Here is a 15,063-nt window from a genome sequence, read left to right on the forward strand (position 1 = left end):
GCACAATCCCTGCAATCGATTTCGGAGGGAACGGACGCCATGATCCGCATCACGCGACGCCTGCTTCTGGGCACCACCACCGCCGCGCTGGCGGCGCCCGGCATCGCCCGCGCCCAGGCCACCACGCTGAAGGTCAAGGTCTTCCCGGGCCTCGCCAACCTGCCGCTTTTCGCCGGCCAGCACACCGGCGCCTTCGCGCGCCGGGGGATCGAGGTGGTGATCGAGAACACCCCCAATTCCGACGTGCTGCGCAACGGCCTGGCGGCGGGCGACCACCAGCTGGTCGTGGCCGGCGTGGACAATGCCGTCGCCATGGCCGAAGCGGGCCATGACATCGGGATCCTCATCGGCGGCGACAGCGCCTTCAACGCCTTCTACGTGAAGCCGGAAATCCAGAACTGGGCCGGGCTGCGCGGCAAGACGCTGATCGTCGATGCGCCCAACACCGCCTACGCGCTGGTCGCCTACAAGATGCTGGCGATGAACGGCCTGCCGCGCGGCAGCTACGAGATCCGACCGACGGGCGGCACCTTCGCCCGCTACGAACTCATGTTCAACGACCCGACCGCCCATGCCTCCATGCTGAACCCGCCCTTCTCCCTGCAGGCGGAAGATCGGGGCCTGCGGCGCCTGTCCACCGTCACGGAAGCGGTCGGCCCCTATCTCGGCAATGCGGGCTGGGCGATGCGGGCCTGGGCGGCGGCGAACCGGGACGTGGTCCATCGCTACCTCCAGGGCTACATCGAGGGCATCCGCTGGATGCTGGCGCCGGCCAATACGGATGCGGTGACGGCGCTGCTGGCGGAGCGCCTGCGCCTCGCCCCGCCGCTGGCGCGCCGCAACCTGGCGCTGCTGACGGCGCCGGAAACCGGTTCCGCCATCGATGGCCGCTTCGACCTGCAGGGCTTCCGCACCGTGCTGGCCGTGCGCGCGGAGACGCTGGGAAGCTGGGGCGGCACGCCGCCGGCGCCCGATCGCTACCTCGACCTCGGCTACTGGGAACGCGCCGTCGCTTCCCTGTAGGAGACACTCCTGTCGCCTTCGCGCCACCGCGCGAAGGCGATCAGCACCGCGATCCCAGCGGGGATCAGCGCCAGGTCCAGCACCAGGCGATCCGCCGGGAACAGGCGGAACAGCGCCGCCACCGTCCAGGACAGGAACAGGCCGAGGCAGAAGACCTGCAGGCTGTTCCGCCCGATCGCGGCCATCGCCTGCGGCACCGGCTGGTGCATCCACGCGGCCTCCCTCGGGACAATGAGGGACACCAGCCAGGCCAGCGACAGCGCATGGGCAAGCCGCAGCGGCGCAAGCACATCCTTGTCCGTCAGCGCCAGCACCCAGGCCGGCAGTTCCGGCACGAAGCCATGCAGGGACAGCTTCACCCACAGGCCGACCAGCACCACCGACACGGCCAGCGACACCAGCCACCAGGGCCGGGCCAGTGGCGCCGCCCCATGCAGCGCCCGCCAGCCCAGCCAGGCGCCCGTCATGAACAGCACCTGCCAGGCCAGCGGATCGAAGGCGATATAGGTCCCGCCCAGCGCCGGCGGCATCAGGCCGAAGATCTGCGTCGCGGCATAAAGCCCCCAGGGCAGCAGCAGCGCCCGCGTGCCGAAACGCCCCAGCAGCAGCACGAAGCCCGGCAGCAGCAGCATGAACAGCACGAACAGCGGCAGCACGCCCATGAATTCCGGCTGATACAGCCCGACCATGGCGCCGGGGATCGCGAACCAGGGCGCCTCCGCCAGCCAGCACCAGCCACCCGCCTCCACCACGCCATCCAGCCGCGTGAACAGCTCGAAGGCGAAGACCATGGCGGCGAAGGCGAAAAAGACCAGCAGATGCATCCGCCACAGCCGCCCGGCGCGCATGGCGATATCGCGCCAGGCCGCGCCGAAGCCATCGCGCGCGAATTTCAGGGAGAAGACGGACCCCAGCACCAGTCCCGACAGCAGCACGAACTGCTCCGAGGAGTCGGAGACACCCCAGGCCGCATGGATGCCCCAGGCGAAGGCGGTGCCGAAGGCGTGGCTGACGAAGATGGAGACCTGCATCCACCCCCGCAGCACATCAAGCCGCAGGTCGCGCGGCGGGCGCTTCAGCACCGCCATGGTCAGGCCGCCGCCGGCAGCAGGCGCGCCCGCAGCCGCGCCAGCAGCCCCACCGCCTCCGCCCGATGCGCGAACAGCACCAGCAGCGCCATGAACCAGGTGAAGACCGCTTCCTTGAACAGCTGCCCACCATCCCCGTAGGGATCGATGCCGAGCGGGCTGACCGTGTGGAAGAAGATCGCGCCCGACATGGTGCCGAGCGACAGCGCCGCGCCGATCATCCGCGTGCGGGGGATCAGCACGAAGACCGCGCAGAAGATTTCCAGGATGGCGACGAACAGGCGGAAGGGCTTCTCGCCCCCCGGCGTGCCGAGCCAATCCGACAGGATGGTGAAGAGGTGGACCGAGCCCTCATTCCCCGTCAGCTTGAACTGCTGGTACCAGGTCAGCTCATAGGCAATCCAGATCGCCGCCGGCCAGGCCAGCAGCATCAGGATGCGGTCGGCCCTGGGTGACAGGGGCATGAAGGGGGACATCGGGGGCTCTCCGCTCGGGATCTGTCCCCTGCTTCGCCCCCGTGATGCGCCCCGTTACGCCGCCAGGTGCGTGAACATTTCGTCAGACGGCTCCACCCCCAGCCCCGGCCCATCGGGCAGGAGGTAGAACCCGGCCTCGCAGGCCATGTGCCGCGTCCCCGTCGGCCGGGTCAGGCGCAAATTCGGGTCGAAGATGCTGTGCTGGTATTCATGGCAGGGCAGTTTCTGCTGCGCGCTGGCGGCCTGGAGGCTCGCCGCCATGAAGATGCCGACGCCGATCGTGGCATGGGGCATCACCTCGACGTTGTAGGCGTGGCACAGCGCGCCGATCCGGGCGAACTCCGTGATGCCGGTGCGCCCCATCTCCGGCTGGCCGATGCCGAAGGCGCGGCGTTCCAGGCGTGGCAGCCATTCGAAGACCGTGCGCAATTCCTCCCCCAGCGCCACCGGCACGCCGACGGACCGCGCGACCAGCGTCGTGCCCTCGATGTCCTCCGGCGCGCAGGGCGCTTCCGCGAAGGCCAAGCCGTGCGGTTCCAGCCGCCGGATCAGGCGGATCGCTTCCGGCGCGGTGTATTTCCAGTGCAGGTCCGCCATGATCCGCGCCTTCGGGCCGAGGCCCTCCCGCAGCGCCGCGATCTCGGCCTCCGCCCCTTCATCCGCCACGACGGCGGCGAATTTGAAACCCCCGAAGCCCCGCGCCTGCCAGTCCCGCGCGAAGTCCACGCGTTCCCCGAGCGTCGCGCGCGGAAGCCCCGACACATAGGCCGGGATACGGTCGTGCCGCCGCCCACCGAGCAGGGTGGAGACCGGCACGCCGAGCGACTTCCCCAGCAAATCCCACAGCGCGATATCCACCGCAGCCAGCGCATCCCCGTAGAAGCCGCCGAAGAAGCCCCGGACCCGCATCAGGTCATAGAGGTCCTCGTGGATCACCGCCGGCACGGCGGGATCGCGCCCTTCCAGCACCGGCGCCAGCACGTCGTCGACGATGGCCCGCACGGCTTCGGGGGCGACAATCCCGTAGGTCTCGCCCCAGCCCGTCAGGCCCTTCTCCGTGTCGATGCGCAGCACCACGCTGCGGTCCTTCGTCGGATACAGTGTGCGATTGCCGGCCCGCACGATGTAGCCCGCGCGGTTGACGAATTCTCCTTCGCGCAGCGGGCCGAGATAGGGCACGTCCCGCGGAATCTCGATGACGAAGGCGGTGACCTTCTCGATGCGGTCAGGGCCTGGCGGCCGCGGCCGATTCAGACCTCCGCGCCCTGCGGCGCTCCGGTCATCGGACGCGCTCATCGAGGCGGATACATCGTCATCGCCGGCCGCGCCGTCTCGATCAGCTCGCCGATCTCCGCCAGGTCCCCCGCATCGAATTTCGGCCCCGAAGCGCGCGCGCCGGTGTGGTCCAGCAGGCCGCGGCGCTTCAGCACCTCCTTCGTCGCGCGCACGCGGAAGGTCATCTGCATGGCCAGCAGCGGCAGCGTGTCGCGGTAGATGGCGCGCGCCTTCGCGCGATCGCCCCCCTTCCACGCCTGCCACAGCGCGGCATGGGCATCCGCCAGTTCCAGCGCGGGCATGGTGCCATTGGCGCCCCGCGCGAGTTCATCCAGCACGAAGCGCGCGCCCGCGCCGCCCATCACGCCATCCAGCGTGCCGCCGGCAGCGGCCAGGATGCGCGTGACATGCTGCCCGCAGGGCAGCGTCTCCTCCTTCACATAGCGGATGGCGGGCACGGCGGCCGCGACAGCGGCGACGGCTTCCGGCGCCAGCGCGGCGCCATTCGGCGTGGGCGCGTTCTGCAGCATGATGGCGATGCCCGGCGCGCCATCCGCGACGGCCGCGTAGAAGGCCGCCTGCTTCGCGACATCCTGCCCCGCATGGGGCGGCGCCATGATCATCGCCGCCACCGCGCCGGCCGCCATCCCCTCCCTCGCCCGCGCCGCGCTCTCCGCCGGGTCGGCGTGGGAGGCACCGACGATGAAGGGCAGCCGCCCCGCCAGCTGTTCCCCCAGCACCGCCACCATCCGCCCGCGCTCGGCGGCGGACAGCGTTTCCACCTCGCTCGCCATGCCGGGGAAGACGATGCCGTCCGCGCCGGATTCCACGGCGAAATCCACCAGCCGCCGGAAGGCGGCCTCATCCACCTGGTTGTCCGGCGTGAAGGGCGTGGGCAGCACGGGAAAGACGCCCGAAAGGCCCCCTTTGGAAAAGCTGGTCATGAAGGTCGTTTCCTCATCCCTGGAATTCTGGTTCCGGCAGGCCGCGAATGCCGCCGGGATCGATGGCGAAGACGCTGCCCGACAGCGGCGCGGCGGCAAGCTCCGCGGCCGAAAGCCGCACGCGGGCGCTGGTGACGAACAATGTGTCGAAGGCATCGCCCCCGAAGGCGACGCTGGTGGGCCGCGGCACGGGCAGATGGATCACGCGGTCGGGCCTGCCATCCGGGGCGAAGCGCGCCACGCGCCACCCATCCCACAGCGCCACCCAGACGAAGCCCTCGGCGTCCACCGTCAGCCCGTCCGGCACGCCCTCCCCCTCCGCGAAGCTCGCGAAGGGGCGGCGGTTGGACAGCGTGCCACCGGCCAGGTCGAGATCGAAGGCATCGATCCGCCGCGCGGCACTATCCGCGAGGTAGAGCACCAGGTCATCCGGGCTGAAGCCGATCCCGTTCGCGACATGCAGCCCCGCCTGCATCACCACCGCGCCGCCATCGGCATCGATGCGATGCAGCGCGCCCGCGCCGGGCGTCGAATCCAGCGCCAGGCTGCCCACCCAGAAGCGCCCCGCGCGATCGCATTTCCCGTCATTCAGGCGCAGCGCCGCGCCTTCCGCGATCGGCGCCGCCAGCACCGCGCCCAGCCCATCCGCGCCAAGCCCACCCGCGCCAAGCCCCCCCGCGCCAAGCCGATCGGGCCCCAGCGCCCGCAACCCGCTGCGCGCCGCAGCCACCAGGCCGCCGCCGCGGCGGGGCGCCAGCGCCGCCACCAGTTCCTCCACCGGCGTCACCTGGTCCTCGCCGGTCGCGGGGTCGCTGCGGTGCAAAGCGGGGGCCAGGATATCCACCCAATGCAGCCGCCCCTGATGCCAGAGCGGCCCCTCCCCCAGCAGCGCCTCCGCCCGGATCGCGACCTCCACGCCGGGGGACACGGCGGCGGGCCGCGGCGCGACCGTCAGCGTCATGGCGCTCTGCGCCGCATTGCCGGAGATGCGGCGCGCGGCCTCCATCACCTCCCGCCCCAGCGCGTGCAGCCTGGCCTCGCCCAGCCGGAAGGCCGGCCCCACCAGGCAGATGGCGCCGAGTGGCCGGGCATGGCGGTCCAGCACCGCGGCCGCCACGCCATTCACCCCCGCACTCGCTTCCTCCAGCGACAGGGCGTAGCCGCGCGCCGCCGTCAGCGCGGCCTCCCGCTCCAGCGCCGCCAGATCGGTGACGGTGCGCGGCCCCGGCGCGGCCAGCGGCGCCAGGCGGTCCAGCAGCGCGCGCCGTTCCGCCGCCGGCAGCTGCGCCAGCATCGCCTTCCCGCAGGCGGAGGCGTGCGGCAGGGCACGGGCGCCGACGCGGTTGACCAGCCGCACCGCCTCCTGCTCCGCCTCCCGCTGGTCCACATAGAGCACGCCATCGCCATCCAGCACCGCCAGCCGCGCCGTCTCCCCCGCCAGTCGGGCCAGGCGTTCCAGTTCCGGCGCGGCGGTGGCGCGCAGGTCGAAGCCATCCCAGACGCGATGCGCCATCTCCAGGAAGCGGGAGCCCAGCGCATAGGTCTGCGCCAGCGGGTCCTGCCGCAGCATCCGCGCCTCCACCAGCGCAGCCAGGATGCGGTGGGCGGTCGGGCGGGCCAGGCCGGCGCGGTCCGCGATCTCCGCGAAGCGCAGCGGCGCGGGGCTGTCGGCGACGAGGTTCAGCAGCGCGATGCCGCGCGTCAGGGCCTGCGTGCCCTGCACGGCGGGGGTGGTGCTGTCGTCCTCCTCGCGAGCCGTGCTCCGGTTCATGCGCCCTTCCCTGACCGCCCGTTCACCCAATTCCGGCGCAACCCGCCGATTGACCCCGCCCCACCCTGTCCATATCCTGGAACCAAGTTCCACGGCTCGCAAGCCCGACACGGAACACAAGGAGGAAGCCGACCATGCGCGCCACCCGCCGCAGCCTCATCCTCGCCACCCTGGCCCTGCCCGCGGTGGCCCCCGCCTGGGCGCAGGAAGCCTGGCCGAGCCGCCCCGTGCGCTTCATCGTCCCCTTCCCGCCCGGCGGCGCCGCGGACCTGGTCGGCCGGATGCTGGCCGCGCATTTCCAGACCGCCTTCGGCCGGGGCTTCGTGGTCGAGAATCGCGGCGGCGCGGGCAGCTCCATCGGCGTGGATGCGCTGGCGAAATCGGCGCCGGATGGCTATGCGATCGGCCTCATCAACATCGCTGCCAACGCCATCCTGCCCGCGGTGCGCCGCGTGCCCCTGCCCTACCGCCCCATCGAGGATTTCTCCCCGATCTCCAACCTGGCGGTCACGCCGGCGCTGGTCCTCACGAATCCCCAGAAGCTGCCGGATGTCCGCACCATCGCGGACCTTGTCGCGGCGGCGAAGGCGCGGCCGGAGGCACTGAACTTCGGCTCCTCCGGCGTCGGCTCCTCGCTCCACCTGGGCGTGGAGCTGTTCATGGCCAAGGCCGGCATCCGCATGACGCATGTGCCCTTCAACGGCGGCGGGCCGCTGCTGCAGGCGCTGGTCGCGGGCACCATCGATGTGTCCTTCGACGTCGCCGCCACCACGGCGCAGCTGCTGCGGGAAGGCCGCATCCGCGCGCTGGCCACCACCTCCCCGACGCGGATGCCGGACTACCCGGACCTGCCCGCGCTGAATGAGAGCTATCCAGGCGCGGAGCTCGCTTCCTGGCACGGCCTCGCCGCGCCCGCCGGCACGCCGGCGCCGATCCTGGCCCGCCTGGCGCAGGAAACGCAGGCCTTCCTCCGCCACCCCGACACCGCCGCCCGCTACAAGCAGCTGTTCCTCGAGATGCCGCAGCAGACCGAGCCCGCCGCCTTCACCGCCTTCATGGCGCGGGAACTGGCCACCTTCCGCGACCTGGCCCGCGCGCAGAACATCGTGGTGGAGTGACGCCCATGCTTCGCCGGTCGCTGCTCGCCACCCCCCTCCTGGCCGCCCCCTTCCTGGCATCCCTCCCGGCCCTGGCGCAGGCCCCCTGGCCGGACAAGCCCATCACGCTGATCGTCGGCTATGGCGCGGGCGGCGCCACCGACATCATCGCCCGCACCTTCGCGGAGCGGATGCAGCCGCTGCTCGGCCAGCCGATGGTGGTGCAGAACGTCACCGGCGCGGGCGGCACCATCGCCTCCGACCGCGTCGCCAAGGCGGCACCGGATGGGCACACCATCCTGCTGATCCCGAACGCCCATGCCGTGGCGCCGGGCCTCTATGCGCGGCTGCCCTATGACACCACGGCGGATTTCACCGGCCTGTTCTTCGCCGGCAATTCGGCCAATGTCCTGGTCGTCCCGGCCGGGTCGCCGGACCAGACGCTTGCCTCGCTGGCCGCCCGCGGCCGCGCCGCCGCGGCGCCGCTGCAGACCGGCAGCGCCGCGCTGGCGGGCTGGCAGCCCGCGCACCAGATCATGAAGGAGGCGCTGGGCCTCACCCTGGAACACGTGCCCTATCGCAGCGGGCCGCAGGGGCAGACGGACCTCATCGCCGGGCGGCTGGATTTCATGGTGTCCAACGTGCTGGAGGTGGCGGAGCATGTCCGCGCCGGGCGCCTGCGCGCGCTGGCCGTCACCAGCCCGACCCGCAGCCCCCTGCTGCCGGAGGTTCCGACCTTCGCCGAACTCGGCGTGACCGCGCTGCAGGCCGATAGCTGGTTCGGCTTCATCGCCCCGCGCGGCACGGCGGCCGCGGCGCTGGACCGGATGCACGCCGCCTTCACCAGCATCGCCGGAGTGCCGGAGGTGACGTCGCGCCTCCAGACCCTCGGCCTGATCCCGGCGCCGATGGACCGCGACGCCTGGCAGCGCTTCTACGTCGCGGAGGTGGAGAAATGGTCCGCCGTGCCGAGGCGGGCGAATATCCGCATCGAGTGACCCGCGCCGAAAACCCTGGCCTTTCGGCCGGTGTTTCTGATACGTTTCTGGCATCCTGCGCCCAGGCTCCGGCCGTCCCTTCCCGGGCGTCCGGCCAGGCCGCCGCCCCCGCCGCGCACCCCGACTAAATGCACTAAAACGGCTAAAAGGGCTAAATGCATTTAGCGTCTAAAATGCCACAGTTGCCGGCTATTCCGCCGCCCCCGCCACGGCGCAGACCGCGCAATCGCCATCCGATCCCACCACCGCCCCCGCCGCCACCATCTGCGACAGCCGCGCCAGGGATTGCAGCCGGCGCGGCGCAGTCACCGCCGGGCGCAGGCCGAGCACCGCCTGCATCTCCGCCACCTTCAGCGCCACCGCTAGCGGGTTCAGGATGGGCAGGCGGGACCGCAGCCGCGCGGCGATGGGGGACATGCAGGTGCAGCCCAGGATGATGGCGTCCACCCCATCCTGTTCCGCCGCCGCGTCGCATTGCGCCTGGATGCGCGCGACGATGTCGCCCTCGGCGTGCTGAAGCGCGCTGACATAGCCATCCGGCCGCGCGCTGCCGGCCACCACCGCTTCATCGCCGACATGCCGGATGCGCGCGCAGGCACCCTCCGCCCCCGCATCCCGCATCACCTGGCGGGGCATGTAGTCGAGGGATGGCGGCCAGACCGTGACGATGGAAAAGCGCGGGCCGAGCATCGCCACGAAGCGCAGCGTCGCCTCCGCCGCGCCCACCACGGGAATGTCCACCGCGGCCTTCAGCGCGGCGATCCCGTAATCCGAGAAGGAATTGATCACCAGCGCGTCGCAGCCCGCCGCCGCCGCCGCGACGCCGGCCTCCGTCGTGTTCAGCGCCTGCATCGCGAATTCGAGGGGCGTGTGCGCGAAGACCGGCATCCGCGTCGGGAAGGCCTGGATCACCGTGCCGGGCGCCGCGATGGCGGCGAGTTCCGCGGGGGCGCCGAGCCCCGCCACCGCGGCCTGGGTCGCACCGACAAGACCGATCTTCATGGGGCGCGCTCCTGCACTGGCCGGGCGCCACGCTACGCCCGTCAGCGGCGCCGCCTCAACTCATCAGCGCCATCGCCTCCTCGCTCGGTGGGTCGTCCCAGATGTCGGCGGCGTCACGGATGTTGAAGCGCGCGCGCAGCGCATCGACGCTCACCTCCCAGTCCCGGTGGTAGTCCCAGCCGACCAGGCAGGTGCTCTCCATGCCGCGCTGGAAGGCGTTGGCGAATTCGCGCGGGTTGAGGTTGCCGGTGGAGGCCGCGTATTTGCCGCTCTGGTCCAGCCCGCCCTTGTTGTGGAAGGACAGCAGGCCGGTGACCGCGATCATCAGCGCATGTTTCGGCATCGACCCGCCGGCGAAGGCGTTGGCGCAGATCTCGCCATTCGCATCGGTGTTGTAGCCCGACAGCATGTGGGTGATGTCGTGCGTCGCCAGCAGATCCTCCGGCATGCAGCCGGGCTCGCCTGGCAGGGCGAAGCCGCGGGCGCGGTGGAAGCGGTAGAACACGTTGCCCAGCGTGCGTTCCGGCAGCCGGCCCAGCGCCTGGAAGCGCGCGGCCTTGGCGGCGTCCCCGCGATTCTCCCGCAGCATGCGGATGGCGCGCGTCACCTGCGTCATCGGCCCGCCGGGCAGCAGCTTCGGCAGCAGCTTGCGGGCGATGCAGAACTGGCTGGCGCGGACATGCTGGTGCGCGATGTTGTCGAGGAATTTCAGCGCATCGCTGCCGCGGCCGACGAAGGCGAAGTACTGGCCGACCAGTTCCGCCTTCGCGGGCTCGATCGCCACATCCACATAGGGAACGATGGTGAGGTATTCGAGCGCGCGTTCGCGATGCTCCGTCACCGGCACCAGCGCGGCGAATTCGCCGGGGCCGATGGGCCGCGCCGCCAACGGATCGAGCCCCGGCTGGCGGAACACGGCGTCCCGCATCGCCAGCAGGAACTCCGCATGGATCGGCGCCAGGTCGCGCTTTCCGTAGAGGGTGAAGACCGCCTTCATCGCCGCCAGCGCCAGTTCGGCATCCCGCCGCGACCAGTCGAGTGGATGCATCGCGCCCGCCCCGTTCCCGTCCCGCAACCTGATTAACGCGCGGGGCGGTGCGGTTTCAACCGCGGCGACAGATGATCAGCCGAGCGCCAGTTCGACGAAGAAGGGATAGTGGTCGCTGCCGGTCGCGTCTTCGCGGATCCAGGCGCGGCGCAGTGCCGGCACCAGCGCGGGATGCAGGAAGGCGTAGTCGATGCGGCCGCCGGGCTCCCCGTTCCATTCCGCCAGGGTGCAGCCCGTGCGTTCCGCCTGGCCCGCCTGGACCCAGGCATCGATGAACTGCCCGCGCAGCGGCACGCGGCCGCCCGCCATGCCGATATCGCCGACCAGCAGCGGGTATTCCGGGTCGGCCGGGCGCAGGTTGAAGTCGCCCATCAGGATGCAGGGCTCGGGCGGCGCGGGTTCGGCCCAGCCCTCGGCCCAGCTGGGGTCGGTGTTGCGTTCATTGGCCCAAGCCATGCCGTCCCGCGGCGCGCTGGCGACCATGGCCTTCAGCGCCTCCACCTGCGGAATGCGGGTGCCCGGCGTCAGGTGCGACAGGTGCAGCGAATAGACCCGGATGGGCCCGCCCGGCAGGTCCAGCACCGCCTCCACCGCGCAGCGCTGGATGTCCTGGTCCTGCGCCGGGGGCATGAAGGGCAGCACCAGCGTGCGGGTGGAGCGGATGGGCCAGCGGGACAGCACCATGTTGCCGAAGCGGCGCCGGCGATTCACCACGCGGCCCGTGGTGGCGTCCCGGTAGCTGGCATCGACATCATAGGGCGCGCCATAGACGGCGTAGCGGTCCAGCCTCTCGGCGAACCAGGCGGCCTGATCCACGAAATCGTTGCGCGCGAAGCCGGTCGCGACCTCCTGCAACGCGATCACGTCGGCGGCCTCGATTTCCCGCGCGATGCGTTCCAGGTCGTAGCGGCCGTCCTGCCCCTTGCCGTACTGGATGTTGTAGCTCGCGAAGGTGATGGTCACGCAACCTCCTCCTCATCCACCGGCTCATCCACCGGCACCAGATCCACGCTGACCTCCAGCCCCTGCCGCCCGCCGCCGAGCAGGATGCCCTTCACCGGGCTGACATCGGCATAGTCCCGCCCCCAGCCCAGCAGCAGATGCTCGTCGGAGACGACGAGGTCATTCGTGGGGTCGAGGTCCACCCAGCCGTGATCGGGGCCGAGCCAGGCGCCCACCCAGGCATGGGACTGGTCCGCCCCCTGCCGGCGCTTCTGGCCGGGCGGCGGACGGGTGCGGACATAGCCGCTGGCATAGCGCGCCGGCAGGCCGATCGCGCGCAGCCCCGCGATCATCAGATGGGCGAAGTCCTGGCAGACGCCGGCGCGCAGCGCCAGCACCGTGGCCACGGGGGTGGAGATGGTGGTGACGCCGGGCTTGAAGGCGAAGTCCCGCCGGATGCGGCCGCACAATTCCCGCAGCCCGGCCAGCACGGGCCGCCCCGGGGGGAAGGACCGCGCCGCATAGGCGCCGGCCGAGCGGTCCGCCGGCGCGAGCGCCGAGGGCAGCGCGAATTCGGCGGCGTCCCAGCCCTCCGGCCGCATCGCCGCCGCGCGCACCGCTTCCCAGGCAGGCGTCTGGTCATCCGGCGGGGGCGGCGCGAAGGCGACATCGACGGTGGCTTCCAGCGTCACCTCGAAGGCGGCGTGGGGCGCTTCCAGGAACAGCCAGGTGACGCCGTTGCCGAAATGGTCGTGGCCATCGACGCGGTAGCCGAATTCGGGGGCCACATGGATGGTCGCTTCCTCCACGCGCTGGCCGGGCACCGGGCGCGGGGACAGGTGCAGCAGGTGGGATGCGAGGTCCACCGCCCTGCCATAGCTGTAGGCCGTGTGGTGCCGCAGCGCGTAGCGCGTCACCCCGTTCCTCCCGGTTCATCCTCATCCAGCGCGCGGGCGCGGACGTGGCTGACATAGCGCCGCGCGACGGCGTCGGACAGCGCCGCCGTCTCATGTTCCAGCGCCAGCAGCGCATCGGGCAGGCGGGCGGCGGCGGCGTCCCGGTCAAGCTCCATCAGCACCTCATCCACCAGGCGCTGCGGCCGGGCGGCGAGGACGGAGGCCGTGGCGGCCAGCGCGTCATCCGCCCCGCCGATCTCCGCCAGGCGTTCCTTCACGGCGGTCAGCTGGAAGCCCAGCGCGCGGGGATTGCCGGGATCGGCCAGCACGAGGTCCAGCACCGGCGCGGGCTGGATGGTGGCGAGGTAGCGGGCGCGATAGGTCAGCGCGCTGTCGCAGATCTCGAGCGCGAGGCGCAACCCGGCCTCCATCCGGCGCGGCGGCTGGTCCAGCGCATGGGCCAGGTTGCGCGCGGTGGTGGTGGCGCGTTCGATCCGGCGGCCGAGGTCGAGGAACATCCACGCGCCGCCGCGGACCATGTTCTCCGCCGCGATGCCGGCCACCGCGGTGCAGGCGCGGATGATGGCGCCCATTGCCTCCACCAGCGCATCCAGCCCGGCGGTGCCGGCGGCCAGCCGCGCGCGGCCTTCCTGGCTGAGCTGCGCGAAGGCGGCCCACATGTCATGCGTCAGCCGGTCCCGCACCGCGGCCTGGGGGCGTTCCACCATCTCCAGCAGCCCGAGCAGCCCGCCGCCGGGGCCCGCCATGGCGCGCAGCGCGCGCGGCAAGGCGGTGCCATCGGCGGGGCTGGCGGCGACCTCCTCCTCCATCAGCCCGGCCGCGGTCAGGCAGCGCGTCAGGGCCCGGATTTCCGCCAGTTCGCGCGGCAGGGTGGCGCCGCGCAGCAGGCGCGCCAGCAGGGCACGGACCAGGCGCGCGCTGGATTCCAGCCGTTCCAGGTAGCGCCCCAGCCAGTAGAGGTCATCCGCGACGCGGGAGGGCAGTTCACCGGAGGACCGGCGGATCGGCAGCGTCGCCACGCGCGGCGCGGCGGGGCCGAGGATGTCGCCCCCATCCTCCGCCAGCACCCAGACATCCTTGGCCACGCCACGGCGCGTCGGCGGGCCCGCGATGGCGCCGCTGCCTTCCAGCAGATGGGCCAGGCCGCCCGGCATGGCGCGCCAGGCGCCGCCGGCATCGCGCGCCAGGAACATCCGCAGCATCACGGGGGCGGGTTCCAGCGTCTCCCCCATCAGGCGCGGCGCGCCGGACGGCGCCATGGGCCGCGTGGCGGCCACCATCCAGGGCGGCGTGGTGCCGCGCCCCGATAAGACATCGAGCGCGCCGAGCGCCACGGGCTGGCCCGGATCGAAGGCGGAGCGCAGCCGCCAGGCATCGGGATCGGCCTGCACGATGCGGCGCGATTCCTCATCGCCGAGCCACAGCGTCTCCAGCGCGCCGAGGCGAAGCTCCTCCCCCAGCAGGAAGCGGGCGCAACCGGGCAGGTAGGGCGCGGCGCCGGGGGCCTCCACCAGCATGGAACCGGGGGCATTCACCAGGCGCACGGCGCCGGAGCGCAGCACCTGCATCAGGCCGGGCACGCCGGAGCCCGCATTGAACTCCAGCGGGTCCGACTGCTCCCCCTTGATGCGGCGGAGGATGACGTCGATCCGGCGCAGGCCGCGCAGGGTCTTCAGGAAGACCTGGCCGTCCCGCACCGTGAGGTCCCCGGGCTCCACCAGTTCAAGGCCGAGTTCGCGGGACAGCAGCAGGTGTTCCAGCCAGGTGTCCTGCTTGGCGCCCGGCGTCAGCAAGGCCATGCGGGGATTGTCCACGCCGGCGGGCGCCAGGTTCTGCAACCCGTCCAGCCAGGTGTCGAAGAAGGGGCGCAGCGGGCGGACCTGCACGGCGCGGAAGGCTTCCGGCAGCACGCGGGCCAGAAGCGCGCGGTTCTCCGCCGCGAAGCCCACGCCATTCGCGCCGCCGCAGCGATCCGCCACCACGCGCCATTCGCCATCGGGGCCGCGCAGCAGGTCGGCGCCGTAGAACATCAGCCGCGGGAAGGGCTGCGGCGCAGGGGCGCGGCAGGGGCGGAGGAAATGCGGGTTGCCCGCCACCAGCGCCGCCGGCAGCACCCCTTCGCGCAGCAGGGCCTGCGGGCCGTAGAGGTCATCCAGCATGGCGGAGAGCAGGCGCGCGCGCTGGGCCATGCCGCCTTCCAGCGCCTCGAACTCCTCCGCCCCCAGGATCAGGGGGACGGGATCGCAGCGCCAGGGGCGGCGGGACCGCGGGCCGCCCCCGCTGGCATCGGCGGCGAGGACGGTGGCGACGCCCTCCTCCTCGAACGCCCGGTCCAGGCGGCGGCCACGCTCGGCGACCGCGGCATAGCCCAGCGAGGAATAGGCGCCGAGCAGCCCGCGCCATTGCGGGCGCACCCGGCCGCGGCCATCCACCATCTCGTCCAGTTGTGGGGGGGCACCTCCCCCCGGCGCCGCGACGTGGG

Annotated in this window: 13 protein-coding genes; 3 read left to right on the plus strand and 10 right to left on the minus strand. The window is 72.1% G+C overall.

Translation table 11 applies throughout. The annotated features are described in order from the left end of the window. The first annotated feature begins 39 nt into the window (after positions 1–39). Complete coding sequence (locus ACTIE5_RS23860) at positions 40–1,023, plus strand: ABC transporter substrate-binding protein (protein ID WP_439552227.1); 984 nt, start codon at positions 40–42, stop codon at positions 1,021–1,023. Here the strand turns inward: ACTIE5_RS23860 and opgC are convergent. From opgC to ACTIE5_RS23885, 5 genes are read right to left on the minus strand one after another with little or no spacing between them, the layout of a single operon-like run. Continuing rightward, positions 993–2,111: an OpgC domain-containing protein gene (gene opgC / locus ACTIE5_RS23865; protein ID WP_439552228.1), complete on the minus strand. Its 1,119-nt coding sequence runs from the start codon at positions 2,109–2,111 to the stop codon at positions 993–995. The two genes, ACTIE5_RS23860 and opgC, sit on opposite strands and share 31 nt — an antisense overlap. Positions 2,112–2,113: 2 nt before the next feature. After that, complete coding sequence (locus ACTIE5_RS23870) at positions 2,114–2,587, minus strand: hypothetical protein (RefSeq protein ID WP_439552229.1); 474 nt, start codon at positions 2,585–2,587, stop codon at positions 2,114–2,116. A 54-nt stretch (positions 2,588–2,641) separates the two neighbouring features. Continuing rightward, the gene (locus tag ACTIE5_RS23875) at positions 2,642–3,883 is read right to left on the minus strand and encodes a mandelate racemase/muconate lactonizing enzyme family protein (protein WP_439552230.1); all 1,242 of its coding nucleotides are present in this window, start codon (positions 3,881–3,883) and stop codon (positions 2,642–2,644) included. Further along, positions 3,880–4,806 (minus strand): dihydrodipicolinate synthase family protein, encoded by a 927-nt coding sequence (locus ACTIE5_RS23880; RefSeq protein ID WP_439552231.1) that lies wholly within the window; start codon positions 4,804–4,806, stop codon positions 3,880–3,882. Before ACTIE5_RS23880 ends, ACTIE5_RS23875 begins: the two co-directional genes overlap by 4 nt. A gap of 13 nt (positions 4,807–4,819) precedes the next feature. Then, entirely contained in the window at positions 4,820–6,577 is a 1,758-nt protein-coding gene (locus ACTIE5_RS23885; protein WP_439552232.1) for an SMP-30/gluconolactonase/LRE family protein, read from the minus strand. Positions 6,578–6,711: 134 nt separating this feature from the next. Between ACTIE5_RS23885 and ACTIE5_RS23890 the strand changes: the two genes are divergently transcribed. Further along, positions 6,712–7,695 carry a Bug family tripartite tricarboxylate transporter substrate binding protein gene (locus ACTIE5_RS23890; RefSeq protein ID WP_439552233.1) on the plus strand — a complete coding sequence of 328 codons (984 nt, stop codon included), beginning with the start codon at positions 6,712–6,714 and terminating at the stop codon, positions 7,693–7,695. 5 nt (positions 7,696–7,700) lie between these two features. Next, a complete protein-coding gene (locus ACTIE5_RS23895; protein WP_439552234.1) occupies positions 7,701–8,672 on the plus strand; it encodes a Bug family tripartite tricarboxylate transporter substrate binding protein in 972 nt (323 codons plus the stop codon). Between the two features lie 189 nt (positions 8,673–8,861). On the opposite strand, the gene ACTIE5_RS23900 is transcribed toward ACTIE5_RS23895, so the two are convergent. The 5 genes from ACTIE5_RS23900 to ACTIE5_RS23920 all read right to left on the minus strand — a co-directional run bounded on the left by ACTIE5_RS23900 (position 8,862) and on the right by ACTIE5_RS23920 (position 15,016). Next, a complete protein-coding gene (locus ACTIE5_RS23900; RefSeq protein WP_439552235.1) occupies positions 8,862–9,674 on the minus strand; it encodes an aspartate/glutamate racemase family protein in 813 nt (270 codons plus the stop codon). A 55-nt stretch (positions 9,675–9,729) separates the two neighbouring features. After that, positions 9,730–10,722, minus strand: coding sequence for a hypothetical protein (locus ACTIE5_RS23905; RefSeq protein ID WP_439552236.1), 993 nt, complete (start codon positions 10,720–10,722; stop codon positions 9,730–9,732). Between the two features lie 75 nt (positions 10,723–10,797). Further along, on the minus strand, positions 10,798–11,685 hold the full coding sequence (locus ACTIE5_RS23910; RefSeq protein WP_439552237.1) for an endonuclease/exonuclease/phosphatase family protein: 888 nt from the start codon (positions 11,683–11,685) through the stop codon (positions 10,798–10,800). After that, a complete protein-coding gene (locus ACTIE5_RS23915; protein WP_439552238.1) occupies positions 11,682–12,581 on the minus strand; it encodes a transglutaminase family protein in 900 nt (299 codons plus the stop codon). Before ACTIE5_RS23915 ends, ACTIE5_RS23910 begins: the two co-directional genes overlap by 4 nt. Beyond that, a complete protein-coding gene (locus ACTIE5_RS23920) occupies positions 12,578–15,016 on the minus strand; it encodes a circularly permuted type 2 ATP-grasp protein (protein ID WP_439552239.1) in 2,439 nt (812 codons plus the stop codon). The genes ACTIE5_RS23915 and ACTIE5_RS23920 overlap by 4 nt, the downstream gene beginning before the upstream one ends. Positions 15,017–15,063: the final 47 nt, after the last annotated feature.

It is taken from the genome of Falsiroseomonas sp. (genome assembly GCF_051859025.1).
In the GTDB taxonomy this organism is placed as follows: domain Bacteria; phylum Pseudomonadota; class Alphaproteobacteria; order Acetobacterales; family Acetobacteraceae; genus Falsiroseomonas.

Coding starts and splice junctions, on each gene's coding strand:
- ACTIE5_RS23860 (WP_439552227.1), top strand. CDS start 40: ATGATCCGCATCACGCGACGCCTGCTTCTGGGCACCACCACCGCCGCG.
- opgC (WP_439552228.1), bottom strand. CDS start 2,111: ATGGCGGTGCTGAAGCGCCCGCCGCGCGACCTGCGGCTTGATGTGCTG.
- ACTIE5_RS23870 (WP_439552229.1), bottom strand. CDS start 2,587: ATGTCCCCCTTCATGCCCCTGTCACCCAGGGCCGACCGCATCCTGATG.
- ACTIE5_RS23875 (WP_439552230.1), bottom strand. CDS start 3,883: ATGAGCGCGTCCGATGACCGGAGCGCCGCAGGGCGCGGAGGTCTGAAT.
- ACTIE5_RS23880 (WP_439552231.1), bottom strand. CDS start 4,806: ATGACCAGCTTTTCCAAAGGGGGCCTTTCGGGCGTCTTTCCCGTGCTG.
- ACTIE5_RS23885 (WP_439552232.1), bottom strand. CDS start 6,577: ATGAACCGGAGCACGGCTCGCGAGGAGGACGACAGCACCACCCCCGCC.
- ACTIE5_RS23890 (WP_439552233.1), top strand. CDS start 6,712: ATGCGCGCCACCCGCCGCAGCCTCATCCTCGCCACCCTGGCCCTGCCC.
- ACTIE5_RS23895 (WP_439552234.1), top strand. CDS start 7,701: ATGCTTCGCCGGTCGCTGCTCGCCACCCCCCTCCTGGCCGCCCCCTTC.
- ACTIE5_RS23900 (WP_439552235.1), bottom strand. CDS start 9,674: ATGAAGATCGGTCTTGTCGGTGCGACCCAGGCCGCGGTGGCGGGGCTC.
- ACTIE5_RS23905 (WP_439552236.1), bottom strand. CDS start 10,722: ATGCATCCACTCGACTGGTCGCGGCGGGATGCCGAACTGGCGCTGGCG.
- ACTIE5_RS23920 (WP_439552239.1), bottom strand. CDS start 15,016: ATGGTGGATGGCCGCGGCCGGGTGCGCCCGCAATGGCGCGGGCTGCTC.